This window comes from Streptomyces sp. NPDC058198 (assembly GCF_042882605.1).
Lineage (GTDB): Bacteria > Actinomycetota > Actinomycetes > Streptomycetales > Streptomycetaceae > Streptomyces.
This window is the reverse complement of the sequence record NZ_JBHVVP010000001.1, coordinates 1,440,060-1,465,284: the sequence shown is the minus strand read 5'-3', so window position 1 is coordinate 1,465,284 and position 25,225 is coordinate 1,440,060. Positions and strand designations below refer to the sequence as shown.

Here is a 25,225-nt window from a genome sequence, read left to right as displayed (position 1 = left end):
TCATGCGGGTCATCGCGACGGCGGGGCATGTCGACCACGGCAAGAGCACACTGATCCACGCGCTGACCGGCAACCACCCCGACCGGCTGGCAGAGGAGCGGCGCCGTGGTCTGACCATCGACCTGGGCTTTGCTTGGACGGATCTGCCATCGGGCGAACGGCTCGCGTTCGTCGACGTCCCGGGACACGAGAGGTTCGTCCCCACCATGCTGGCCGGCGTGGGGCCCGTGCCCGCCGTGCTGTTCGTCGTCGCCGCCGACGAAGGCTGGAAGCCGCAGTCCGCCGAGCACCTCGCCGCCGTGGACGCCCTGGGTGTACGGCATGGACTGCTCGCCGTCACCCGCTGCGATCTGGCCGACCCCGGCCCCGCCACGGCGCAGGCACGGGACCGGATCCGGTCCAGCACCCTCGGCGGCGTCGAGGCCGTGGCCGTCAGCGCCCGCACCGGCGCGGGCCTCGCGGAGTTGCGCGCCGCCCTCGGCCGGCTGGCCGCGCGGCTGCCGGACGGGGACGCCGACTCCCCGGTGCGGCTGTGGATCGACCGGTCCTTCACCGTGCGCGGCAGCGGGCTGGTGGTCACCGGCACGCTCGGTGCGGGGCGGATCCGCCGGGGCGACGTCCTGGTGACCGCCCGGACCGGCCGTCCCGTGCGCGTCAGGGGTTTGCAGGCCCTCGGCGAGAAGACCGATCTGGTGCGGGCCACCGCCCGGGTCGCCGTCAACCTCAGGGACCTCGACAAGGAGTCGACGGGCCGCGGCGACGCCCTGCTCACCCCCGACAGCTTCCTCCCCTGCCTCCGCTGCGACGTGCGCGTACATGGCGGAACACCGGCCGCGGCGCTGCCCCGCACCGCTGTGGCCCACATCGGCTCGGCGGCCGTGCCCGTACGCGTACGGCCGCTCGGTGGGGATATCGTCCGGCTGACCCTGCCGGCGCCACTGCCGCTCCGTATCGGTGACCGCGCGGTGCTGCGCGATCCCGGTCTGCGGCGTGTGCTGGCCGGCCTGAAGGTGCTCGACCCTCAGCCACCGGAACTGCGGCTCCGCGGCTCCGCGGCACGGCGCGCGGCAGACCTCGGCGACGCTCGCGGCACTCCGGGCGAGGCGGCCGAGCTACGGCGTCGGCTGCTGGTCAGGCGCGGGGAGCTGACCGCGATGGGGGTGGCCGTCCACACCACGCCGGTCGCGGGCGACTGGCTCGCGGACCCCGCCCACTGGGCCGCGCTGAGCGCCCGGCTGGCCGAACTGGTCACGGCGTACCGCTCCCAGCGGCCCACCGAGGAGGGCATGCCGGTGGAGGCCGCTCGGCACCGTCTGGGGCTGCCGGCTGTCTCCCTGGTGGAGGCACTGGTCACGCCGCCCTTGCGGATGAGCCGCGGGCGCGTGACCGTCGGGCCTGCGGCACTGCCCGCCGCTGTGGCGGACGCGGTGCACCGTCTCACCACGGAGCTCGCCCGTCGGCCCTTCGCCGCGCCCCATGCCCAGCAGCTCGCGGAACTCGGCTTCGGCCGCCGCGAGCTCGCCACGGCGGTCCGCCACGGAGCGGTACTGCGACTCGCGGAGCACGTGGTGCTGCTACCGGACGCCCCCCGGCTGGCGGCCGACCGGTTGAGCGAACTCGACCAGCCGTTCACCGTGGGAACGGCGAGCCGCGCCCTGGACACCACCCGACGCGTCACCGTTCCCCTGCTGGAGCACTGCGACGGTCAGGGCATCACCCAGCTGCTTCCCGACAAGCGCCGCCGGTGCGCGTCCCGCAGTCGGCCGGCGCCGGTCACCACACCGCCCTGAACCGAGCTGTCGCCAAGACGGGAAGCTTGGCCACATCTGGCTTCAGGAACTCACCGAGGACCACGTCGAGACGTGGATGACGGGCGCTCCAGGCGGGGCGCGTCCGTTCACCGCGACTTCGCCAAGGCATGCCAGTCGCGGGGCGCTCTCGGGTCACTGCCCAGGGCTTCGGCGTAGTCGGGCCTGTCTCGTTGCTTCGACGTGCTGAGCGCCACGTGGTCACGCCCAACCAGGAGGAACCCGCAGTCTCCGGCACCGCGGAACCCGCCACGCCAGCCGCCGCGCACCCCTGACCAGCACCGCCCTCGGACAGGGAACAACGCGACATCACGGGCACAAGATCGATCTACCCGACCCCGAGACACCGGCCGGACAGCATCACCGCAGGCCGGAACAGCCCCAGACACTCACCCGAGTTTCCAGCGTCCGAGTAATTCAGACCCACTGTGCCACCTCGAGCCGCATGGCCGTGCTGATGGTGTCCTCCTGCACGGCCTCCACCACGACGGGAGTGGTGAAGGTGCACAGGTCTTCGTCCCAGCGGAATCCGTCGACGGTCGCTCGCAACCTGGTGAGGCGGTCGAGCTCCACGTAGTCGGCGAAGTCGGAGGTGATGGAGGCGACCGACAGGCTGTAGGGGTCCAGGGCGTGCAGCCGGGCGACGGCGGCGACGGCCAGCTGACGCGCGGCCTCCATCTGCAGATGGCCCGGCACGTGGTCCAGCGGATGGTCGAAGACGTGCGGGTGGCTGGTGTCCACCACCAACTGGCAACTGAACCGTCCCGCGTCGGCGACGGGCTCGGTGACGAACACGTTCCGGGAGTCTCGCCGTCCCACGTGGGAGGGCTCGGCCGCCGTGAACCGCGGCAGCAGGAAGCCGGGGTGGTCGGGCGACAGCCGTCTGCTGCGCATGGACCGGTAGGCGGCCTTGGACAGGATCAGCAGCCCGCCCTCTCCCTTCATCGCGGGCCGTCCGTCGACCTCGATGTCCCCGATGAAGCTGAACCCCTGCAGGCGGCCGGCCCTGTTGCGCCGGGTCCGCACGCTCACGGTGATCCGCGCGTTGGCGGGTCGCGAGCCGATGCGCAGGGATTCGAAGGCGGTGGTACGGAGTGTCAGGTTCCGGAAGATGAACGCGGAGCCCAGTTGCACTTCCAGGTGGCGGTGGGCGATCAGGACCCCGGCCTGACGCACCACTTCGACCATCAGGCTGAAGTCGTACAGCGGGAAGCTCTCCCCGATCATATGGGCGCGCGGGAGCTGTGCGGCGACGACGAAGGTGTCCTCGCCCGTCTCGGTCGAGTCGGTGACGAACACCTCGGCTATCGAGGATCTGTGGACCAGGGCGCGTGGAACGGTCGCGTCGTAGCTCAGCTCCACATGGTCATTCCCGGGTGGCATGGGGGCCGTCCCGGACGCGGGGGTGGAGGCGGGTACGGCCATGGGGATTGGCGTGGGCGCATGCGAGGAAAGGGACGGGGACGCGGACATGGGGATGGTCATGGTCGGGGTCGATCCTTCCAGGGGGATAGCACGAGCGGTGTGCTGAACCTCGTCAAGGCCCTACGGCCGGTACCGGGGTGATGCGAGGCGGCCGGGACGGGAGCCGGGAGAGGAGCGCGTCGAGGTCGGCCGGGCCCGAGCGGGCCGCGACGACCCCGTCGGGCCGCAGGTACGCGCACCACGGGGTACCGGCTCCGCCCAGCGCGTCGTCCGTCTCCCGCGCCACGGCGAACCCGGCGCCGTCCTGCGGGAGATCGGCGGGAGCCGTGTCGGCAGGCTGGATCCACAGCACCCGCACGATGTCCCCGGTACCCCGTTCCCCCACGGTCGCCGCGGCTCGCGCGGCGAGTTCCCCGGCGGCCAGGTCGCCGTGAACCAGCACGGTGTGCCGGCCGGCCGACAGGTGGGCGTGGAGCGACTCCGCCTCAGTGCCGTGCACCGGGGCGAGCGCCAGGTCGGGGGCGCGTCGGCCGAGCCGCAGTGCGCGCGGTACGGACGGGGCACCGTCGAGATCGGCCACCGCCGGGCTCCCGGAGTGGTCCAGGTCGAGCTGGGCGAGCAGGGGGATCACTTTCTTCTCCAGCAGGCCGGTGGCGGACAGCAGCCGCAGCACCGTGTTCCGCAGGAGCCGCGCCGCGGGATTGCGCAGCAGCCACATCCGGGTCTGCTGATCACCGTTCGCGACCGCCCTGACGGACGCCGGGCGGCGTTCCGCCTCGAAGCTGTCGAGCAGCGCCGGATCAGTGCCGCGTACGACGCTCGCGAGTTTCCAGCCCACGTCGTAGCCGTCCTGGACACCCGTGTTGAGTCCCTGGCCGCCGGCGGTGGTGTGGGCGTGCACCGCGTCGCCCGCCAGCAGCACCGGGCCCTCCCGGAACCGGGGGGCGACCTTGGCGTGCACAAAGAAGCGGCTGGCCCACCAGGTGCCGTGCAGGCGCAGCCCGCCCGGGCCGCGTTCGTCGAGGAGCCGCTGCAGCATCTCCTCGGAGGGCGGTTCGGTCTGCCCGTCCGGCTCCATGTCGAAGAAGACGCGGTGGCCGTCGGGCTGGGGGACGATGACCAGTACGCCGTCCGGTGCGACGTGGTGCTGCACCTCGGCCTCGGCGGGCATGCCCTCCAGCCGGCCGTCCCCGATCAGGAACATACGGTCGAAGGTGTGGCCCTCGAAGGGGATGCCGACGCTGTCGCGCACCAGGCTGCGGGCGCCGTCGGCGGCGATCAGCCAGGGCACCGTGAGGGTCTCCTCGCCACGGGCCGAGCGCAGCGTCACTGTCGCCGACTCCGCGGGGCCGCCACGGTTCACGGTGACCGCCGTGACCTCGGTCTCCCACTCGACGGTGCCGCCCAGTTCCGTCAGCCGGGCGTGCAGCGCCCGCTCGGTCACCGGCTGCGGTACGCAGAGGGGGCCGGGGAAGGCGGTACCCGTCAGCCCGCCGAAGCGCGCCCCGGCGAGGCGCCGGCCGTTCGACCAGTACGACGCCCCGGTCAGCGGCAGCGCCGTCTCGGCGATTTTCTCGGCGACGCCGAGGCGGTGCAGGCACTCCAGGGCGCCGCTCCACAGCACCAGCCCCTTGGGGGCGATGCCGGGCCCCGGGCGCCGGTCGACGACGCGGCAGGGCACGCCGAGGTCCCGCAACACGGCGGCGGCGGTGAGCCCGGTGGGCCCGGCGCCGACGACCAGAACCGGAACAGTCAATTCAGCTCACCTCTCCCGGCGTCGGCGGCCATGGCCAGGGGGCGGTCGAGCAACGCGGAGATCTCGCGGACGGCGCCGTCGGTGTCGGCGAACCGCACCGAGCGGATGCCGAGTTCCGCCGCGGCCACGCAGTTCTCCTCCGTGTCGTCGACGAACAGGCAGCGCTGCGGGGTGGTGCCGAGCCGTTCGAGCAGGATCCGGTAGATGGCCGGGTCGGGCTTGCGTACGCCTTCCCGGTGCGAGTCCACGACGACATCGAAGAGTTCGTCGACGGGGAGCTGGGCGCGCCACAGCGGTTCCCACTCGCGGACGTTGTTGGTGAGCAGGGCGAGCCGGAACCCGTCGCCGCGCAGGCCGCGCAGGAACTCCAGGAACGGCTCGTTGGGGCGCCGGCCGCGGAACCACAGCTCGCCGAAGCTCCGCCCGTCCGCCAGGATGCGGCCCGCGTCCTCGGGGAGTTCGGCCAGGATCCGGTCCACCATCTGGCGCTCCGTGATCGCGCCGGTCTCCAGTGCCGCCATCGGCATCTCCCCGTGGCGTTCCGTCGACGCGAGGAGCGCCTGGGCGAGGTCGCCCGCGTCGATCCCGGCCAGTTCGGCGAAAGCGACGAAGGTCTCCACGAGCGGGTTCGTCAGCACGCCCCCGTAGTCGACGACGATCGTGTCGAAGGTCATGTCGTTCCCTTCTCCCAACACGACGCGGCGTACCGACCGCGACCGTGGCCCGAACGGTTGAGTGGCTGTCATCGAACCCCCTTGCTCAGGGGTGCTCCGGGTTGCTCCGGCGTCCGCCCGATGTGGTGCTCCGGACGCTAACAACGAGGACTTGCGCCGTGCCAAAGCCGCTGCGCCCCGCCAGGACGAGTGCACCCCGCCAAAGCAAGTGCGGGAGGACCTGTTGGGGTCCTCCCGCATCCCGAACTCGCCTCGCCGCAGTCGTCAGTCGGCCGGCTTTCCGACCACCGCGCCGACCGCGGGCGCGGGTTCCTCCCGCCTCGCCGCTGCCGCGTCCGGCGTGCCGGTCGCGTCCGCCACGGGCGCAGGGCGTTCCGAGCCGCCCTCTCTGATGCCGAACCGCGCGTGCAGTCGGCGCAGCGGCCCGGGTGCCCACCAGGCCGCCCGGCCGGTGAGCGCCAGCACCGCGGGCACGAGCAGTGTGCGGATCACCATCGCGTCCATGAGGATCGCCAGGGCGACCCCCAGTCCGAGCATCTTCGTGTTGGTGATCCGGGACGTGCCGATGGCCACCATGACGACGGAGAGGACAAGTGCGGCGGCGGTGATGACGCCCCCGGTGCTGCGGATGCCCTGCACCACGGCGGCCTTGTGGTCGAGGACGCGCTCGTGCTCCTCCTTGATCCGGGAGAGCAGGAAGACCCCGTAGTCCATGGAGAGCCCGAAGGCGAGGCAGAACATCAGCACAGGCAGCGCCGTCTCGATGCTCCCGGTCGGGGTGAAGCCCAGCAGCCCCGACAGGTTCCCGTCCTGGAAGACCCACACCACGGCCCCCAGCATCGCGGTCAGGCTGAGCGCGTTGAGCAGCACCGCCTGGACCGGCACCAGCACACTGCCGGTGAGCAGGAACACCAGCACCAGCGTGGCGAGCACGATGATGCCGAGGGCCCACGGCAGGCCTCGTCCGATGGCCGCCTGGCTGTCGATCATGGCCGCGGTCGTACCGGAGGTGTACGTGGGGAACGCCGCGTCCACCGCCCGTACGTCCCGTACCAGGTCCTTGCCCTCGTCGGAGACCGCCTCCGCGGCGGGCACCACCGTGAGGTACGAGACGGCGCCGGAGGTGAGGCCGGGCTGCGCGGGCCCGGCGGCCTTGCCCTCGGTGTAGCGACCCGTCGGGGCGTCCACCCGCAGCACCCCGGGAAGCCGGGACAACTCCTCGGCGTAGCTGCCGAGTTCAGCGGGGGACGCCTGCTTGGTGACGACCTCGATCACTCCGGTGGGGTTGCCCTGGAAGCCGTCCTTGATGTGCTGCTGCACCACCCGGGGCTCGGCCGACGCGGGGAGCTGCCGGTAGTCGGCGGTGCCGAAGTCGACGTTCAGGAAGGGCGCGCCGAGCAACAGCAGGACTGCGAGGGTGCCGGTGGCCACCAGGGGCGCGCGCCGCATCACCCACCGCGCCAGCCGGGCCCAGCCCGCCCCGGCCTCGGTGGCCCGCCGCTGCTCGCGGGAGCGGCGCCGGAACAGCTTGCGGACGTCCAGCGCGTCGATCCGGCGGCCCAGGACGGCGAGCAGCGCGGGCAGGACGACCAGGGCCGCCACGGCCGCCAGGACCACCACGCTGATCCCCGCGTACGCGAGGGAGCGCAGGAAGTACAGCGGGAAGACCAGCATCGCGGCGAGCGAGACGGCGACCGTGGCGGCCGAGAACAGCACGGTCCGCCCTGCGGTGTTGAGGGTGACAGCCAGCGCGCCGGGCATGTCCCGGCCGTTCGCGAGTTCCTCCCGGTAGCGGCGCACGATCAGCAGCGCGTAGTCGATGGCCAGGCCGAGGCCCAGTGCGGTGGTGAGGTTGGTGGCGAAGACGGAGACGTCGGTGAAGGACGTCAGGACGCGCAGCACCGCGTTGGTGCCGAGGATCGCGATGATGCCGATGCCCAGCGGGAGCAGGGCGGCGACGGCGCTGCCGAACACGATCATGAGGATGATCAGCGTGATCGGCAGCGCGATGGCCTCGGCGCGCAGCAGGTCCTCGCTGATGAGGGTCTGCTGCTCGTGCTGGACGGCGACGCTGCCCCCGATCCGGACGGTGAGGTCGCCCTGCCGTCCGTCGAAGTGTCCGGTGATCCGCTCCTCCAGCGTGCGCTCGGCCTCCAGGTCGCCCCCGGTGAGCCGGGCCACCACCAGGGCCCCCTGGCCGTCCTCGGAGCGCAGCGCCGGTGCCCCGGTGTCCCAGTAGGAGGTGACCCCGGTGATGCCCTTCTCGTCGGCGAGGCGGGCGGCGAGTTCCCTTCCCTGACGTGCTGTGTCGGCGTCGTCGACCCCGCTGCCGGCCCGGGCCAGCAGGACGAGGTTGGGGCGGGCGCCGGGGAACTCCCGCTCCAGGATGTCCGCGGCGTGCGAGGACTCGGAGGCGGGGTCGACGACGCCGCCGCTGCCGCCGCTGCGCAGCCGGTCGGCCACCCCGCTGCCCAGGACGACGGCCCCGGCCAGGAGGATCACGGTGAGGACGAGCAGCAGCCGGGCCCGGGCGCCGGTCAGCCGGGCGAGGGCGCTGAACAGGCCGCGGGGCGGGGCCGTTTCGGGCGGCGGGGTGTCATGGGCTACGGGTGACATGGGGACTCCCGGGAGGTCTGAGCTGGTGAGGTGCGTACGGAGCCGTACGCGGCGAGCGCCGCAGGCAGGGCCGTATGTGCCGTAGATACAGAGCCGTGCGTACGGAGCACCGCGTGCAGAGCCGTGCACGCGGACTCCGGTCGAGGCGCCGGCGCGCCGTCAGAAGCGACGCAGGTGGAACTGGCCCGGCGTGGTGGAGGGGACGCCGGTCAGGATTTCGCGGAGCCCGCCGCTGACCACGTAGTCGCCGTACGGAGTCACGGCGATGGTCGTGGGGTCCTCGATCGGCCAGGTCTGGTCCTTCACCGTGCGCGCGGTACGCCAGTTGTCGGTGGACCGCAACACCACGACCGCGTCCCTGCCCGTGCGTCCACCGGACAGCGACAGGTCGTTGGCCGCGGCGACCAGAGAGCCGTCCTTGCGCAACGCGAGACCGTCGAGGGAGAGCGGCGCGCGGTCGAGCCGTACCTCGCTGACCACCGGCCGCGCCGACCGGGGACGGTCGATGCGGAAGAGCCGGCCGCCGTCGTACTTGCCCATGAGGAGGAAGCCCGCGGGGTGGGCGACGATCCCGTTCGGTCCCGTTTCGGAGGTGACGAAGCGGTCGTCCTGGATCACCTGGATCACCTTGCCGGCGCTGCTCACCACGCTGACGGTGTCGACCCCGGTGTCGGTGACGTAGATGGTGCCGTCGTCGTCGACGGTGACGTCGTTGGCGCGCGGCTCGGCCTGACCGGCGGACAGGTCGACCAGGTGCTGTACGGCACCGGTGGTCAGGTCGAAGACACCGACCCCGGACACCGGGGGCAGCGAGGGGTCCACCATGCCGAGCAGCCGGAGGAAGTAGTCGGTGTAGGCGGCCAGCACCCGGTTACGGGCGGCGTCCACCGTGATGCCGAGCACCGAGACCTGGGCGAACGGGGCGACCAGCGGAGTCACCGAACCGTCCGCCCTGACCACCGAGATCGTGCCCTGCGCGCTCGACCCGACGAGGAACGCCTTCCTCCGCGGATCCCAGGCGACGCCCTCCGGGTACACGCCCGGGGCGGTGACGGAGAGGGTGCGCGGCAGCGGGCAGCCTGCGGACCGGGACACCGCGAACGCCGGCAGGGGGGTGGCGGCGAGTGTGCCACCCACGGCACCCGCGGCGGCGAGTCTGAGCAGAGTACGGCGGGAGGCCGGAACTGGCGCGTTCAATGTGTGTTCCTTCAGGCGGTGGTTACGACCCTGCGGTGGCAAGGCCGGAGGTCGGGTGATCGGCTGGCCGACATAGGGCACGGCAGAAGAGCCGGGCGGCCGCCCGGCGCCGGGCGAAACCACCGAGCCAGGCTGCCTGACGGCTTGAAAGAGCCTCTCAATACGCGCTGAAGAACCGCTGAAACGGTGCTGTGCTTGGGGAACACCGTCCTGGGCGGGAGCGGGAGCGGCCGAAGAGTGCGCTGTGGTCGGCTGCCGACTTCGACACCCCGGACACTGGTGCCAGTTGGCGCAGCGTCAGGTTGCCGCGCCAGTACGCGGCGACCAGGAGCACGCGTCCTCCGGCGGCCAGCAGTACGCATCTCTGCTGATCGCCGCGGGAGAGTCCGTTAAGGTCGTGCCGGAGCGACTGGGGCACACCAGCGCTGCGATGACCCTGAACGGGCGTTCGGTGCCCTGAAGGGGGAATGTGCCCCGGATGTGCCCTCTCAGCCGGAGGGCTGAGAGAACGCGCAGGTCAGAGCCGACGCCAGGGGCACACAGTGCGATTGAGAGTGGAGTTCACGACCGAGCCCTTCGATCTCGACGAGGCACCCGCTCACGCGGTCGTGGCCCGCGAGGTCGTCCAGGGCGCCGCGCTGGACGCCGTCGACGTCGGCCCGTTCGGCAATACGGCGGAGGGCGGCGCCGACGCCGTGCTGACCACGGTGGACGCACTGCTGCGCGCCTCGCTGGCCGCCGGCGCGACGCGGGTCTCCCTCCAGGTCAGTGTGATCGGCGACGCGGACGGGGAGGGCGGCCGGTGACCGAGCCGCGCGACCACCCCTTCGTCGCGGCGGTCAAGCCGTTGGTCGACGCCATGGGCGGCGAACTGATGGCGCCCCACGAGGCACAGCCCGACGATGTCGTCCTCACCTGGGAGGGCGAGGACCTGCTGGCCGTACGGCTGCCGCAGCTGTCGGACTCCCTGGATCACATCCTGGCGGCGCTGGAGCGCCAACACGGCATGCCGCTCGCCGCACTGGACCGCAAGGTCAAGCAGTCGGTCGTACGAACACTGGAAGCGCGCGGCGCCTTCTCCGTACGGCACGGCGTGGAGACGGTGGCGAGCGCCCTCGGCGTCAGCCGCTTCACCGTCTACAACTACATCAATTACGCCAACGAGCGCCGAGCCGAGGCGCGAGGCGGCGCCGAACAGCCGCAGCAGGACGGCTGACCGGCCGCACCACGGCCACGCTGCCGTCAGACCGCGGCGTGCACGGCCGCCGGCCCCCGGTCAGGTGCCTCGCGGACGAGCCGCCGGCCGGTCACCGGCGGGGAGACCGATGGGCCTGCCCGCCGGTGACCGGCCGGCCGGTCAGCCGGCGCAGCAGGTGTCCTCGCGCATCCGACGAGAGACCGCGAGCCAGCGCTCCCGGTCGTCATGGCCGGCCGCGGGCCGGGCGGCCACCAGGTCCGTGCGCCGCACGAGCGTCCCGGCGGTGAGTACCGCGTGGGTGCGTACGAGCGAGTCGAAGTCGGTGAAGGGATCTCCGTCAACGATGGTCAGGTCGGCGATCTTGCCCGGCTCCACCGTGCCCAGGTCTCTGTCCAGGCCCAGGACACGGGCGGGCAGGACCGTGGCCGTGCGCAGTGCTTCGACGGGTGAGAGGCCGTAGCGGTGCAGGGCACGCAGGGCCATGTGGAGCTGGAGTCCCACCGGCGTCAGCGGCGAGTCCGTCCCCAGGGCCACCAGCCCGCCACCGGCCAGAACACGCCGGTAGGTGGCCACCTCGGTACTCATCAGGGTCAGCTCGGCCGGGCTCGGCGGCCGGGACGCGAGCTGACGGACCATCTCGATGTCCCAAGGGGGCATGAGACGGGTGACCCGGTCGTCGGCGGCCAGGGCGGGATCCGCTCCGATCAGCGGCGACGCCGAGAAGGGAGTGGCGATCATGGTGAAGTCGCCGGCCGTGTAGATCTCCGTGAGGTCCTGGTAGGAGTGACCGGTCGCGGAGATCGCATGCCCGAACTCCGCGCGTTGGGTGGCGTGCAGATGCGTCGTCAGGTCCTGGCCCGTCTGGATCCCGGGTGCGCAGAGGTGGCTGCCCGCGCGCACGCCGAGTTCATGGGCGGAGCGGGCGGCTTCCGCCATGAATCCGGCGGAGGCGCGGACATAGGTCTTGACGAAGTCCCATTCCAGCGCGGCGCCCCGTGCCAGGGAACGCCGAAGCCCCTCGGAGGTCCGGTGGGCACGGCCCATGGTGTACGCGACGCGTGACCCGTCGAGCAGCTCCCCGGTGGTGAGCAGCCGGGGCCCCGCCATGCGTCCGGCGACGACGGACTCGCGGATACGGGCCTGTTCGTAGGCGAATCCGCCGAGCGAGACGGCGGTGGTGATTCCGTAGGCGAGCTGGAGGAGGGTCTGCCGGCCACCGTAGGTGTACTGCCAGGGATGGGTGTGGGCGTCCCAGAGGCCGGGGATCACCGTACGGTCCGAGGCGTCGACGGTCCGGCCGGTCCCGCGCCGGGGGCGGTGGCGTTCGATGCCCGTCACCCGGCCGTCGCGCACGATGATGTCCACGTCGTCCTGGCGGGTTTCCCCCGTGCCCGTCCAGAGCTGCCCCGCGTGCACGACGGTGTCGGCCGGCGCGGGCCGGTGGTAACCGAGGGACAGGGGTACGGTGCGGGGCTTGCCGTCCGTCTCCTCACCCACATCGAGCAGTCGCAGCCGTCCCGAGGAGAGATACAGGACGGTGCGCGAGTCCCCGGACCAGGAGGGGTGGTCGGCGGGCTCGTCGGTGACGCGCCGTGCGACGCCGTCCGGCGTTCCGTCGGACCGTACGGGGAGAAGCCACAGCGCGGACTCGCAGATGAGGGCCATCGTCGCGCCGTCCGGGGACCAGACGGGGCCGGAGTCGTAGCGGTCGGAGATCGACGCGTGCGGTGCGACGGCGTGCAGCCGGTCCGCACCGGTGGTCGCGTCCACCACCCGCACGACGTTGTATCCCTCGCGGAATCGGTGGTTGAGACGGTTGCGGTCGCACAGGGCGAGATGCCGGCCGTCCGGCGCCCAGGTGGGCCTGCCGGGCAGTCCGCCGCCGCCCAGAGGCGCGGCGAGGGTGTGGTCCGTGCCGGTCGCGAGATCGCGGACGATCAGGTTGCCCGAGATGTCGAGGTGGGCGAGCCGGCTGCCGTCGGGCGAGAGCGCGGGGTGAATCCGGCCGCCGGTGGCGAGCACGCTCTCCTGGTGGGTGGCCAGTTCGTGCCGTCGGATCGCGTACTGCCCGTCGCGGTCGTCGGCGTACAGGACGGCGCTGCCGTCCGGCGTCCATACCGGGGCCTGGACGTAGTGGGTGGGCGCGGCCTGGACGAGTCTGCGCGGGGCGCCGCCACCGGAAGTACCGGCGGTCCACAGGGCGTTGAGCGCGGCGAAGACCACCTGCCGGCCGTCCGGGGAGAGCGCCGGCAGATGGATGCCCCGGACAGGCCGGGTGCGGGTGGAGTCCAGGTCGTGGCGCTTCACGCGGTAACGGGGGCGGCTCACCGGGAGCCGCGCGCTGAAGGGGATTACCTTACGGTCGCCGCTTGCCGGCTCCAGCAGCACGAAGGCGCCGGCGACATTGAGCAGGAGTTGCCCCGAGGGGGTCCAGCGCGGCGGCACCGGCAGCACGTCCCCGGACACGGCGACGTCCTCGCCGTCGATCACCAGCGTGCTCGACGAGTTGGGTTCGTCCGACTCCGAGGTGGTGCGCAGATACGCGAGCCGGTGGTCCCGGGAGAGGGCGGGGGCCAGGATCCTGGCCCCCGCCACCGCATCGGTGTGGACGGTCCGCACCGCGCCGGCGCCGTCGGCGAGCACCGAGGCGATGGTGCGGGCCTGGAAGGCGCCGTCGGTGAACCGGCCGCGCACGAAGAGCACACGCGTGCCGTCCGGTGACCACACGGGATCGAAGTCCTCCACGGGGCCGCCGTCGCCGGGACCGTCCTGACCGGTGAGGCCGGTGATACGGGCGAGTGCGCCGGTGCGGATGTCCAGGGTCCAGATGCGGTAGGCGCCGCCCGTCGCCGGGCTGCCGCCGCGCTCGGAGGCGAAGGCGATCCGGCTCCCGTCGGGTGACCACGAGGGGCCCCGGTCGTCCCACGGCCCGTCGGTGAGCTGTCGCAGCTCGGAGCCGTCCGGGCGCAGGGTCCAGATGTGGAACCCGCCGCCGCGGTAGGCGCACACCGCGAGGAGCTTTCCGTCCGGTGAGTGGACCGGACGGACGGGCTCCAGATCGGGCGGCGTGAGGGCGACGCCGTCACCGCCGCGCCGGGGGATGTCCCAGAGCACGCCCTGGATCTCGGCGATGAGCCGGTCACCGGAGGGAGCGAGGCTCGCGGTGCCGTTGGTGGCCGCGGTGAACGTCAGCAGGGTCCGCCGGTCCTGGCCGAGCGCCCGAGCGGCGGGGGTGCTCGCCAGCGGGGTGAGAGCGGCGCCGGCGGTCACTCCGGCGGCCTGCAGGACGCTCCGTCGTGACGGTCCCGCGAGGTGCGGCAACGCCCGGTCACTGTGGGTACCCGTGGGCTCCAACGGTCCTCCTGGAAAAGGGGCTTGGGTGGTGTCGGCGTGGCGGACGGTGGGACCGGGGTGGCGGACCCCGGACACCCCCGGACGGCTCAGGCGGGCTCCGGCTCCCTGGGTACGGCCCGGAGCCCGCCCGCCGGCCGGGCAGGCGCCGCGGTGGTGGCGACGGGGTCGAGGAGACGGCGGAGGAAGCGCCGGGTGCGCTCGTGCCGGGGGGCGTCGAGGACCTGCCGCGGACAGCCTTCCTCGATCACGGCCCCGCCGTCCATGAAGGCCACCCGGTCGGCGACCTGGCGGGCGAAGGACATCTCGTGCGTCACGACCATCATCGTCATGCCGTCCGTCGCCAGCCCGCGCATGACCCCGAGGACCTCGCCGACGAGTTCGGGGTCGAGGGCGGACGTCGGCTCGTCGAAGAGCATCAGCTCCGGTCCCATCGACAGTGAGCGCGCGATGGCCACGCGCTGCTGCTGGCCTCCGGAGAGATGGGCCGGATAGGCGGACGCGCGGTCCGCCAGCCCCACCCGCTCCAGATTCTCCAGGGCGATCCGTCTGGCCTTGTCGCGGCTGTGCCGGAGGACCCTGCGCTGTGCGATGGTCAGGTTCTCCTCCACGGTCAGGTGGGGGAAGAGGTTGAACTGCTGGAAGACCATGCCGATACGGCGGCGGATCCGGTCGATGTCCGCGTCGGGGCCGGTGACCTCCTCACCGCCGATACGGATGCTGCCGGAGGTCGGTGTCTCCAGCATGTTGACGCAGCGCAGCAGCGTCGATTTCCCGGACCCGGAGGGGCCGATGACACAGACGACCTCACCCGCCGCCACGCTGAAGTCGATGGATGTGAGGACGTTCACCGCGCCGAAGGACTTGCTCAGCCCGCGGATCTCGATGGCGGGCCGGCCGTCCGCCGGGGTGTGGTCTGACGGTGTGCGCATGGTGTCACCGGGCCTTGCGTGTGTGTGTTTCGAGCCTGCGGACCAGGATTCCCAGCGGTATCGTGATGAGCAGGTAGCAGAGTCCGGCGACCAGGATCGGTGTGGTGTTGGCCGCCGAACTCGCCGCGTCCTGACCGAATTTGGTCAGCTCGCGGTCCTGCAGAGTGACGCCGAGGAAGAGAACCAGCGAGGAGTCCTTGAAGAGCAGGACGAGTTCGTTGGTCAGCGGCGGGATGATGATCCGGAACGCCTGCGGGACGACGATGGACCGCAGGGCGTGCGACTGCCGCATGCCCAGGGAGCGGGCGGCCTCCCACTGCCCGCGCGGCACCGCCTCGATACCGGCTCTGATGGTCTCCGCCATGTAGGCGGCCGCCACCAGGCCGAGGGCGAAAGCCGTCTGGCCGTAGATGCCGCCGGGGAACCGCACGCCGGGGAACGCGAGCGGGATGCCCACACCGGTGAACACGAAGATCAGCAGTGCGGGCAGCCCGCGGAACACCTCGATGTAGGCCACGGCCAGGTAGCGGCACAGCGGCACGTCGGACCGCCGCATCAGCGCGACCACCATGCCGAGGACAAGCCCGAAGAGGAAGCCGCCGACCGTGAAGAGGACCGTGTTGCGCAGGGCGACGGTGATCACTTCGGGGAACATCTGCCGGGCGACGGACACCCGGCCGAACTGGTCGGCCAGCCGGTTCCAGTCGGCGAGCGCGACGACGAGGAGCGCGGCCAGCACGAGCAACCCGTACTGGGCCGCGCGTGCGAGGCGCCGGCGGCGTCGGCGGTGCACCGCGGGAGACGCCAGGGCCCTCGGCGCGGTGACATCGGCCGCCTTCCGGAGTCCGGTCAAGATGGCGATCCCCCGGGCGCGGCGCCGAACCACGTGGCGTACAGCTTCTTGTACGTGCCGTCCGCCTTGGCGTCGGCGAGCGCGGTGTTGACCGCCTTGAGCAACGCGCCGTCGCCGCCCTTGCGTACGGCGAATCCGTACTGTTCGCCGGTCCTGACCGACAGGGCGATCCGGAACTTCGCGTTCGAGGGATCCTTCAGCCACTCGGTCACCACGGGCGAGTCCTGCATGATGGCGTCCACCTGCCCGGTCCTGAGCGCGTTGAGCTGGGCGTCGACGCTCACGAACGACTGGGGGTCCAGGCCCTTGCCGCGCAGGTAATCCTCCCCCGTGGTGGAGGACATCGAGCCGAGCTTGTGCCCCTTGAGGTCGTCCGCCGTGGAGATCCCGGTCCCCGCGCGCGCGAGGACGGCCTGGTCGGCGTCGAAGTACGGAGCGGAGAAGTCCAGGTTCTTCTTGCGTTCCTCGGTGATGGTCATACCGACGGCGGCGATGTCGCACTGCCGGGCGTTCAGGGCGGCGCCCGTCTTGATCGTCTCGAACGGGCCGTCGACGATGACCTGCTTCACCCCGAGATCCGCCGCCACCAGGTCGATCAGGTCGACATCGAATCCCACCACCTCGCCGTCCCGTTCGGACTGGAAGGGCGGATCGGGCAGATGGGTGCAGACGGTCAGCTGACCGGGCTTGACCAGCGTGACGCCCCCCTTCACGGTCGTCGTCCCGGAGGCGTCCCCCGATCCGCATCCGGCGAGGAGCAGGGCGGCAGCCGTCGCCGTCGCCGCGATGGCGACGCGCGAACGGCCACGGGAAACATGGGACATGGAGAGCTCCCGGAAGAGAGGGCGGGGCAGCGTGGTCCCGGCGGGCCCGCCGCGACGGCGTGACATGGGGGTAGGGGGTCTCATACGGCGGCTCCGTGCTCCCGGAAGAGGCTGTCCAGCAGCAGCTTGTCGTGCGTACCGCCCTCGGGGAGACGCTTGATCACCAGCAGGCAGGGCATGCCGAACTCGCCGCCGGGGAACCGTTTGGCGCGGGTGGCGCCGATACAGACCGACCAGGCGGGTGCCTCGCCCGGGGGGAGTTCCTCGCCCGTCTCCGCGTCGAAGACCCGGGTGCTGGCGGTGAGCAGGACGCCGGCCCCGAGCTTGGCACCCCGGCGGACCCTGGCCCCCTCGACCACCATCGAGCGCGATCCGATGAACGCGTCGTCCTCGACGACCACAGGGACGGCGGTCGCGGGTTCCAGCACCCCGCCGATGCCGACGCCTCCGGAGAGGTGCACGTTCTTGCCGATCTGCCCGCAGGAACCCACGGTGGCCCAGGTGTCGACCATGGTCCCCGAGTCCACGAACGCGCCGATGTTGGTGTACGACGGCATGAGGACGACGCCGGGGGCATGATGGCTGCCCCAGCGGGCCACGGCCCCCGGCACGACCCGTACACCACGGAAATCGGTCTTGAGCGGCAGCCGGTCGTGGTATTCGAACGGGCCCGCCGAGGTCTCGCGCATGTCCAGGACCTTGAAACAGAGCATGATGGCGCGTCTGGCCCGCTCGTCCACGATGACCTCGTCGGTCTCGGGATCCACGGCGGCGACACGGGCGCGTCCTTCGTCCAGCAGGCCGACGGCCTCGACGACGGTGGCACGGGCATCGCCGTCGGCAGGCGTCAGCTCCGCGCGACGCTCCCACAGCGCGTCGATCTCGGGATTGATCGGCCCGCCGAGGACAGCGGGAACCGTAGGGCTGTTCATGATGCTGCGACTCTCCTTGACACGGTCGAGGGGCATACAGGTCATGTGCTGCGGCTGACTGAGGAGAGGTTGAAGTCCGACACCCGCAGCGGCGGCGCGGCGAGCGGCATCGCGTACGGATCCCACTCGCGCGACAGCGCAGGCGAGGTCGCCCCGGCCTCGGTGACGCGCCCCAGCATCGCCACCGGGCTCTCGTTGAAACGGAAGTTGTTGACCTCGGCCACGATCTCGCCGTGCTCCACCAGATACACGCCGTCGCGGGTGACCCCGGTGAGCAACCCGCTGTTCGGGTCGACGGTGCGGACGTACCACAAGCTGGTGATGAGCAGCCCGCGCGCGGTGCGGGCGACCATGTCGTCCAGGGTCGCCCGGCCGGGGCCCTCCAGGATCAGGTTGCCCGCGGCCGGGGTGCACGGCAGGCCCGTCAGCACGGCGGACTCGCGGGTCTGCACCAGCGCGCGCAGCGTGCCGTCCCTGATCCAGTCCGTGGCTGTCAGCGGCAGGCCGTTGTCGAAGACGGAGCTGTCCCGTCCGGAGGACGGCACGACCAGGAACGGCGGGCAGGGCAGGTCCGGGTGGTGGGGATCGCTGCGCAGGTTCAGTGGGTACGGAGTCAGCCGCTCGCCGACCCGGTTGGTGCCGCCGGGACCGGTGAACGGGCCGCGTCCGTCGTGCGCGGCGCGGGCGCCGGCCGCCCGGTACAGGTTGAGCGCCATTTCCCCCGCCGCCGAGGGGGAGAGCAGCACGTCGTAGCGCCCCGGGGGCAGTTCACGGCGCTCGTCGCCGCGGGACATCCTGCGCAGCAGGTCGTCCGCCATGCCGGTGAGGCCGTCGGCCCGCAGGGTCCGGACGGGAGCGGCCGTCCAGGCCGACCGCGTGAGGTCCGCGGACTTCGCCGTGAGCTCGACCCGTCCGAAGGGATGGTCGCCGCGGAGACGGAGCCCGCTGGAGGTGGCCATCCAGGTGGTCAGAGAGCCCTCTTCGGCGAAACCGAACAGCAGCCGGTCGTGCGCCCGCGCGGCCTCGAAGGCCCGGCCGAGGGCGGGCACGAACCGGGCCGCCCTCTCACGGGCCCGGTGCTCAGGGCCGGTCCGCTCCTGGGCCGGAGCGGGCCAGTCGACCGGTCCGCCGGCCGGCGCGGGCAGGGGCAGCGCGCCCGGCACCGGCGTCGCCGCCCGCGCCGCGGCCTCGGCGGCCGCGACCGCCTGGGCGATCCGGTCACGGCTGGTGCCTGAGCAGCGGACCACACCGACCGAGGTGCCACCGGACTCCCGGTGTTCGACGGCGATGACGGTCAGCAGCCGTCCGCGCGCCGACCCGCTGGTCGTGACCGTACTCTCCGACCAGCGCAGATGGACGCTGTCCCGGTCCTCGACCACGACCACGCACGCGTCGGCGCGGCAGAGCCCGAGCGCGTACTCGGCGAGATCCTCGGCGGAGAGCCGCTCCGGGCCGGCCGGAGGGCCGTCGGAGACCGGCCGTGTGGGGATCGTCGGGCGGATCACAGTCCTCCCTCCTGTCCGGTGTCCAGGACCCGGATGCCGGCGAAGACGGCGGCCGGCGCGCCGTGGCTGACGGGGGCGAGCTGTCCCGGCTGTCCTTTCCCGCAGTCGAGGGCGCCGTTGAGCACATAGGTCTCCGGGCCTCCGACGGCTTCCATGGCTCGCCAGAACTCCAGGGTGTCCGCCTGGTAGGCGACACCGTCCAGCGGCTCGGCGAGCCGGCCGCGGTGGATACGGCGGGCCCGGTCGGCGGTGAACTGGAAGTTACGGCGTTGCATGTCGATCGAGTAGCTCCCCTCTCCGGCCAGATAGATTCCGTCGTCGATCCCCGCGATCAGCTCGTCGAGGCCCGGTCCGTCCGGCGCCGGGGTCAACGACACATTGGGCATGCGCTGCATCGGGGCGAACCTGGCGGACTCGGCGAACGCGCATCCGTTGGAGCGTCGGAGACCGATCCGCCCGGCCGTGTGCCGGTCCGTCTGACAGCCCGTCAGGATTCCGTCGCTGATCAGGGACCAGGACTGGGCGCGCACGCCCTCGTCGTCGTAGCCGACGGTCGCCAGCCCGTACGGGTCCGTCCGGTCGCCGGTGACATTCAGCAGAGGGGAGCCGTAGCGCAACGTGCCGATCAGGTCGGGGGTGGCGAAGGTGCCGCCGGCGAAAGCGGCCTCGTCGCCGAGCGCCCGGTCGAGTTCGGTGGCGTGGCCGATCGACTCGTGCAGGGGCATCCACAGATGGGTGGAGTCGACCAGGAGGTCGTACCGCCCCGGGCGCACCGGGCGCGCGGCCCGCTTCTCGGCGAGGAGTCCGGGCAGCGCACGCAGTTCGGCGTCGAAGTCCCAGCCGTCGCCCCGCAGATACTCCCAGCCCCTGGCGGTCGGCGGTGCGGTCATCCGTACGCCGACATGGCGCCGTCCCGTGGACATGGCGGTCAGCTCGGGATGGATCCGCACGCGCCGCTGGAAGGTGGTCGTCCCCGCGCTGTCCGCGTAGAACTTCTCCTCCCTGACCTGAGTGACGCTCGCCTCGACATGGTCGACACCGGGCTGGGCCAGCAAGGTCCTTGACCAGTCGGCGAGCAGCCCGATCCGCTCGGCCACCGGGACGGTGAAGGGGTCCACGCGGCAGGGCGAGGCCCACTCCAGGTCGTGGTGGACGGGTTCCTCGACGAGGGCGACGGGCCTCCGGTTCGCGGTGGACAGTGTCTCGGCGAGGCTCACGGCGTCCCGTACCGCGCGGTCGACCGCGGCGACGGTCAGCTCGCAGTCCCCGGCCCAGCCCCAGGTGCCGTGCCGGACGACGCGTACGGCGAAGCCCGTGTCCTCGCTCTCGCCGATGTCCTCCAGCTCGCCGTCCGACAGGCTCAGCCGGTGGGTGCGCACGCACTCGGCCCGGAAGTCGAGCGAGGTGGCGCCGAGCGCCGCCCCGCGCAGCTTCGCCGTGTCGGCCAGTTCCCGCAGGGCCACGGGGTCGAGTCCCCCTCCGCTGACGCGGCCGGTGTCAGGCATGGGCGAGGCCCTGGTCGCTCATGGTCCGCAGCGAGGAGAGCCAGATCGGCACAGCCGCCAGCAGCAGTCCGGCGAGACAGACGGTCAGCGCGGCCCGGACACCGAACAGGGAGCCCAGCGCGCCGCCGAGGATGCCGCCGAACGGCATGACCCCCCACATCACGAACCGCATCGTGGCATTCATACGGCCCAGCAGGTGCTCCGGGCAGGCGAGTTGGCGAATGCCGATCTGGGTGACGTTGTAGATGGCCGAGGCTCCCATGCCGAGAAACGTGCCGATGCCGTAGAGGACCGTCTGCCAGCCGGGAGCCGCGAACGGCAGCAGCAGGAACGGGAAGGTCATCAGCAGCGAGATTCTGAGTGTGCGTACGGTGCCGAACCGCCGGCAGATCGGCGGGGTGAGCACCGCTCCGAGCAGCCCGCCGATCGCGCCGGCCGCCAGCAGGACGCCGTATCCGCCGGAGGAGAGACCGATCTGGCGGATCAGGAAGATGGGCTGAAGGGCCAGCCAGCCCGTTTCGAAGAGCTGCACGACGGCGCCGCAGAGCGCGATCGGCCGGAGGACGGGGTCACGCAGGACGACGGCGAGTCCTGCCTTGATGTCCGGCCACATGCGCGACGGCTCCCCGGGCGCCGCGTCGGCCCGGGGGCTCTTCCCGTCGTCCCGGATCCTGCTGAGGAAGAGTGCGGACACCGCGTAGCTGAAGGCGTTGACGAGGAGGGTGAAGGGCGCCGTGAGGTACTGGACGAGCAGCCCCGCCGCCGCGGGTCCGCCGGCGGTCGCGGAGAACTCTACGACCTCCAGCCGGGTGGCTGCCTCGACCACCCGCTTCCTGCCGACCAGTTGGGGGACGTAGCTCATATGGGCGACGTCGAAGAGGACCGTGCCGAAGCCGACGAGGAGGGCGACCACATAGAGGTGGGGCAGCGACAGGACACCGAGGAACGAGGCGACGGGGAGGCTCAGGATGACCAGGCCCCGGGCGATGTCCGCGGCGATCAGGATCCGCCGCCGCCGGAACCGGTCGGCCCAGACTCCGGCGGGGAGCCCGATCAGGAGGAACGCGGCGGTCTCGGCGGCGGTCAGCAGACCGCTCTGGAAGGGGGTGACATGGAAGGTCGTCACGGCGATGAGGGGGAGGGCCACCAGCCGTATCTGGGTGCCGATGTGGCTGGCCCCCGCCCCGGCCAGCAGGTACTGGAAGCCGCGGTGCCGTAAGACCGGGCCCGGTGGCGGTACAGCGGTCTCCGGGGTGGAGCCAGGACTCCGCGGTGTGGTGGTCACGGCGCGATCACCCGGCTGTCGACCCGGCTGAGGAAGCCCGCGGTGTACAGCGACGGGTCCGGGACTCCCGCGGCGGAAAGGATCTCCATGCGCAGCGGTACGGGGAGGACGGCGGTGTCCTCCGGGGGCGCGGACATCCAGCTCTCGCCCTTCGTGGGGTCGGTGGGCCGCTCCGTGTCGTAGGCGACGACCAGGGAGGGGTCCGTGAGGGCCCGAAGACTGACGACGAGATCCGCTTCGTCCGAGCCGTCCTCGGGGTCCAGCAGCTGGGACGGCACGGGCACACAGCCGAACTGGCTCTTGAAGACGAAGAGTCCGGGCTGTGCCACATGTCCGTACAGGCTCGGATCGCTGCCCAGCGAGAGCCACCGGTGGCCGCGCTCCCGCGCCTCTTGGCAGGCCATCAGATACATGGCGCGTACCAGCTGCCCGTTGCGCTCCTCGGCCGCCATGGCGCTGAACCGGATGCGCACCACCGAGTCGGCGGTGTCGAGGGCACAGACGCAGCCCCCGATCAGCACGCCTTCGGCATCGGTGGCGCGGACGAGGAAGTAGCCGTCGGCCTGTTCCAGGAACTGCTCCCGCATCCCGACCGCGTAGGGAACGCCGTTGCGCAGCCGGGACATGTGCGCGTCGTACACGACGAGGAACGCGTCCAGGGCCGGGGCGTCCAGCGGGTGCACGCCGACGCGGACACCCCGGTCGCGGAGGGTGCGGAGTGAGTGGCGGGCGTTCTTGCGTGCCCGGCGTCCCAGCCGGCCGAGGAAGTCCTCCTCGCTCGCGCGGACGGGCGCCAGCCAGGTGAGCCAGCTCGGTTTGACGGCGAATCCGGCCTTCCGCAGCAGCGGCCGGTCCGCCGCCTCGGGGTCACGCACCCTGATCACGTCGGCGTCCTGACGGTACGCCGGCCAGTCGCGGCCGAGCGCCTCGTCGGTGTCCACGTGCGCGATGCGCAGCCCGCTGTCGTTCGTCATCTCCATGGCGTACTCACTTTCTGGTGCCCGCCCATCCGGCCTCGACGGCTTCGGGAGCCGGTTGTCCCAGGGCCTCGTACCACTGCGGCGGGCAGTCACCGGGGGGCCGGACCGCGGACCACAGCGGCTGGATCGCGGCCCCGCGCAGGGTCTTGCCCCGGTAGGCGCCGGTGCCCAGGTCGACCGCGGTCAGCCCGTTCTCCATGGCGAGGCGGAGGGGGGCGTACACGGCCAGGTTGAAGTAGGCGAACGGCGGCTGCTCCAGGTCCTCCTGGAAGCCGGCGGCGCGCACGTACAGGGTGTTCTCATGGATGTAGGAGAGAGTGAAGCCACGGAGCCCGCCGTCATCCGTCTCGTCGGCGAGGACGACGCTCCTCGCGCCGAGATGCCTCTCCTGCGAGGCGACGTAGGCGGTCATCTCGTGGTCGGTCACGGGGTCGCCGTACCGACGCTGAAGCTGGCCGAGCAACGGTCCGACACGGTCGACGAGGTCACCCAGCGCGTAGCGCGTCGTCGTCCCGCCGGCCGCCCGGAACGCCGTGATCTCCTTCTTGAACTTGGAGCGCCGGGCGCTGGGGAAGCGGGCGAGGTAGTCGTCGAGGTCCCGGTCCTCCGCGGTCACCGGGATCACCGCCTCGGCCGAGGTGGGGACCGGTGCGACGGGCCCGCCGAGGACCGCTCCGGCCTCCAGCGCCGCCGCTTCCGGCGCGTACATCATCGCCGTGCCGCGGGCGGCGGAGCGACCGGCGAGGTCGAGGCATCCGCTCAGCAGCGCGCGGGCCACGGCCCGCCGGTCCCGGCCCGGCCGTACGAGGATCTCGCTGTGGTAGCCGCTGGCCGAGCCCACGAGCAGCAGCGGAAACCACCGGTCCGTCGCGTCCGTGGTGTCGCAGTGCGGGGCGAGGAAGACGCGTACCGGGTCGTACCAGGTGGTGAAGCGGTCCGGTGCCGAGGAGAGCAGATAGGTGGGTACGGCGCCCACCAGGACACCGTCGCCGCCGTGCGCCAGCACGTACTCCGGGCGTGCCCCGCTGGACGACTCCGCCCAGTGCAGCCACGGATAGCTCTGGTAGAGGCCGGTGCCTTCGGCCAGCCGGCCCCACTCCTCGGAGCCGATCGCCGTGATCGTGGCGACGGTGGAAACACGGATCGGCTCGTCACACGTGTGCGTGCCCGCCGGGAACGTCGTGGCTATGGCAGTGCTCCTTCTCGGTTCCTGGCCCGCGGTGGCTTCGTGGCACCGGCGGTCGCGGGGCCGGGCGGTGTGTCTCCGGGCGACGGTGGAGCGGGCGCCCGGTCGAGGGCCGTCGCCAGCAGTCCGATCCGCGGCTCGACCGTTTCCTGTTCCTCCGTCGCCGCGATCCGTACGTACGGATGTCCGGCGGGGCCGTACTGCGCCCCCGGGGCCAGGACGAGACCGGCCGTCCGCGCGGCGAGCCGGGCGAACGCCGCGCCGTCCCCGCCGGGCGTCCTCAGCCAGACGAACATGGCGCCCTCGGGCCGGGCGCAGCGCAGGCCCGCCCCATTGAGCAGGTCCACGAGCCCGGTCAGCCGGCGCAGGGTGCGCGCGCGCTGTCCGGCGACCCGCCGGTCGTCGCCCAGCAGCCGGGCGGCCACGACCTGTGCGGGTGCGGCGGCCATCAGCCCGGCGTCGCGGCGGCGGACGACCAACGGCGCCACCAGGCGTGGATCACCGGCGTAGAAGCCGACCCGGAGCCCCGGGGCGTGCGAAGCCTTGGACATGCTGTGGACCGCCAGCACCCCGTCGAGGCCGCTGGAGAGAATCGTCCCCGGGCTGCCGTCCCAGGTGAGATCGGTGTACGCCTCGTCCGAGAGGACGATCACACCGTGCTCGCGCCCCCAGCGGGCGATGGCAGCCAGCGGCTCGACGACTCCGGTGGGATTGGCCGGGCTGTTGACCCACAGGCACAGCGCGCGCCGGACGTCGGAGGCGGGCAGCAGGTCGAGCCGCATCCTGAACGCGTCGTCCGTAGGCACCTCCACGGTCCGCATCCCCGCCAGCGCGGCGCCCACCGCGTAGGTGGGATAGCGCAGCCGGGGAATCAGGACCGTGTCGCGTCCGCCACCCCGCTCCTGGCGCAGGAACAGGGCAGCCGACCCGATGAACTCCTTGCTCCCGGCGCAGGCCGCGACCGCGTCGGGCGGTACGGACACGCCGTAGCGGCGGCGCAGGGCCGCGGCGGCCGCCGAGCGCAGGACGGCGAAGCCCCGGCTCTTCGGATAGCCGGGCTCCCCTCCCTCAGCGGCCCACGCGTCGGCCGCGTCGGGCTCGGGGTCGCAGGCCACACCGAGGGAGAGATCGACAGGGGCGAAACCCGAGTCCCGCGCGGTGGCGAGCAGTTCCTCCCTCATACGGGACACGTCCGTCC

Annotated in this window: 19 protein-coding genes and 1 pseudogene; 3 read left to right on the top strand and 17 right to left on the bottom strand. The window is 72.2% G+C overall.

The annotated features are described in order from the left end of the window. Window positions 1-2 precede the first annotated feature (2 nt). The gene (gene selB / locus ACFVWW_RS06490) at window positions 3-1,790 is read left to right on the top strand and encodes a selenocysteine-specific translation elongation factor (protein ID WP_384186919.1); all 1,788 of its coding nucleotides are present in this window, start codon (window positions 3-5) and stop codon (window positions 1,788-1,790) included. Between the two features lie 435 nt (window positions 1,791-2,225). On the opposite strand, the gene ACFVWW_RS06485 is transcribed toward selB, so the two are convergent. From ACFVWW_RS06485 to ACFVWW_RS06460, 6 genes and pseudogenes are all read right to left on the bottom strand, one after another. Continuing rightward, window positions 2,226-3,191 carry a ScbA/BarX family gamma-butyrolactone biosynthesis protein gene (locus ACFVWW_RS06485; RefSeq protein WP_386876259.1) on the bottom strand — a complete coding sequence of 322 codons (966 nt, stop codon included), beginning with the start codon at window positions 3,189-3,191 and terminating at the stop codon, window positions 2,226-2,228. Window positions 3,192-3,345: 154 nt separating this feature from the next. Further along, complete coding sequence (locus ACFVWW_RS06480) at window positions 3,346-4,989, bottom strand: FAD-dependent monooxygenase (RefSeq protein ID WP_384186913.1); 1,644 nt, start codon at window positions 4,987-4,989, stop codon at window positions 3,346-3,348. After that, on the bottom strand, window positions 4,986-5,663 hold the full coding sequence (locus ACFVWW_RS06475; RefSeq protein WP_384186910.1) for an HAD family hydrolase: 678 nt from the start codon (window positions 5,661-5,663) through the stop codon (window positions 4,986-4,988). Before ACFVWW_RS06475 ends, ACFVWW_RS06480 begins: the two co-directional genes overlap by 4 nt. Before the next feature lie 264 nt (window positions 5,664-5,927). Then, on the bottom strand, window positions 5,928-8,279 hold the full coding sequence (locus ACFVWW_RS06470; RefSeq protein ID WP_384186908.1) for an MMPL family transporter: 2,352 nt from the start codon (window positions 8,277-8,279) through the stop codon (window positions 5,928-5,930). A 159-nt stretch (window positions 8,280-8,438) separates the two neighbouring features. Beyond that, on the bottom strand, window positions 8,439-9,476 hold the full coding sequence (locus tag ACFVWW_RS06465) for an SMP-30/gluconolactonase/LRE family protein (RefSeq protein ID WP_384186905.1): 1,038 nt from the start codon (window positions 9,474-9,476) through the stop codon (window positions 8,439-8,441). Window positions 9,477-9,726: 250 nt separating this feature from the next. Next, window positions 9,727-9,813, bottom strand: a pseudogene (locus tag ACFVWW_RS06460) (IS5/IS1182 family transposase); the annotation flags it as partial. A 205-nt stretch (window positions 9,814-10,018) separates the two neighbouring features. Here ACFVWW_RS06460 and ACFVWW_RS06455 point away from each other — a divergent pair. Beyond that, the gene (locus ACFVWW_RS06455) at window positions 10,019-10,282 is read left to right on the top strand and encodes a hypothetical protein (protein WP_384329146.1); all 264 of its coding nucleotides are present in this window, start codon (window positions 10,019-10,021) and stop codon (window positions 10,280-10,282) included. Between the two features lie 53 nt (window positions 10,283-10,335). Further along, window positions 10,336-10,692, top strand: coding sequence for a helix-turn-helix domain-containing protein (locus ACFVWW_RS06450; protein WP_384187082.1), 357 nt, complete (start codon window positions 10,336-10,338; stop codon window positions 10,690-10,692). A gap of 141 nt (window positions 10,693-10,833) precedes the next feature. Here ACFVWW_RS06450 and ACFVWW_RS06445 read toward each other — a convergent pair whose 3' ends face one another. The 11 genes from ACFVWW_RS06445 to ACFVWW_RS06395 form a co-directional block, all read right to left on the bottom strand. After that, the gene (locus ACFVWW_RS06445; RefSeq protein ID WP_386876256.1) at window positions 10,834-14,028 is read right to left on the bottom strand and encodes an amidohydrolase family protein; all 3,195 of its coding nucleotides are present in this window, start codon (window positions 14,026-14,028) and stop codon (window positions 10,834-10,836) included. Window positions 14,029-14,114: 86 nt separating this feature from the next. Next, entirely contained in the window at window positions 14,115-14,957 is an 843-nt protein-coding gene (locus tag ACFVWW_RS06440) for an amino acid ABC transporter ATP-binding protein (RefSeq protein ID WP_384192073.1), read from the bottom strand. A 4-nt stretch (window positions 14,958-14,961) separates the two neighbouring features. After that, the gene (locus ACFVWW_RS06435; RefSeq protein WP_384192126.1) at window positions 14,962-15,765 is read right to left on the bottom strand and encodes an amino acid ABC transporter permease; all 804 of its coding nucleotides are present in this window, start codon (window positions 15,763-15,765) and stop codon (window positions 14,962-14,964) included. Between the two features lie 41 nt (window positions 15,766-15,806). Further along, entirely contained in the window at window positions 15,807-16,634 is an 828-nt protein-coding gene (locus tag ACFVWW_RS06430) for a transporter substrate-binding domain-containing protein (protein WP_384329137.1), read from the bottom strand. A gap of 80 nt (window positions 16,635-16,714) precedes the next feature. Then, entirely contained in the window at window positions 16,715-17,566 is an 852-nt protein-coding gene (locus ACFVWW_RS06425; RefSeq protein WP_384192077.1) for a 2,3,4,5-tetrahydropyridine-2,6-dicarboxylate N-succinyltransferase, read from the bottom strand. Window positions 17,567-17,607: 41 nt separating this feature from the next. After that, window positions 17,608-19,071, bottom strand: a complete 1,464-nt coding sequence (locus ACFVWW_RS06420; protein ID WP_386876253.1) for a metallopeptidase TldD-related protein — start codon at window positions 19,069-19,071, stop codon at window positions 17,608-17,610. After that, a complete protein-coding gene (locus ACFVWW_RS06415) occupies window positions 19,068-20,576 on the bottom strand; it encodes a TldD/PmbA family protein (protein ID WP_386876251.1) in 1,509 nt (502 codons plus the stop codon). The genes ACFVWW_RS06420 and ACFVWW_RS06415 overlap by 4 nt, the downstream gene beginning before the upstream one ends. After that, window positions 20,569-21,861, bottom strand: coding sequence for an MFS transporter (locus tag ACFVWW_RS06410; protein ID WP_386876249.1), 1,293 nt, complete (start codon window positions 21,859-21,861; stop codon window positions 20,569-20,571). Before ACFVWW_RS06410 ends, ACFVWW_RS06415 begins: the two co-directional genes overlap by 8 nt. Next, window positions 21,858-22,841, bottom strand: a complete 984-nt coding sequence (locus tag ACFVWW_RS06405; RefSeq protein ID WP_384329125.1) for a GNAT family N-acetyltransferase — start codon at window positions 22,839-22,841, stop codon at window positions 21,858-21,860. The genes ACFVWW_RS06410 and ACFVWW_RS06405 overlap by 4 nt, the downstream gene beginning before the upstream one ends. A 7-nt stretch (window positions 22,842-22,848) precedes the next feature. After that, window positions 22,849-23,952, bottom strand: a complete 1,104-nt coding sequence (locus tag ACFVWW_RS06400) for a GNAT family N-acetyltransferase (RefSeq protein WP_386876780.1) — start codon at window positions 23,950-23,952, stop codon at window positions 22,849-22,851. 74 nt (window positions 23,953-24,026) lie between these two features. Continuing rightward, window positions 24,027-25,208: an aminotransferase class I/II-fold pyridoxal phosphate-dependent enzyme gene (locus tag ACFVWW_RS06395; RefSeq protein ID WP_386876779.1), complete on the bottom strand. Its 1,182-nt coding sequence runs from the start codon at window positions 25,206-25,208 to the stop codon at window positions 24,027-24,029. Window positions 25,209-25,225 lie beyond the last annotated feature (17 nt).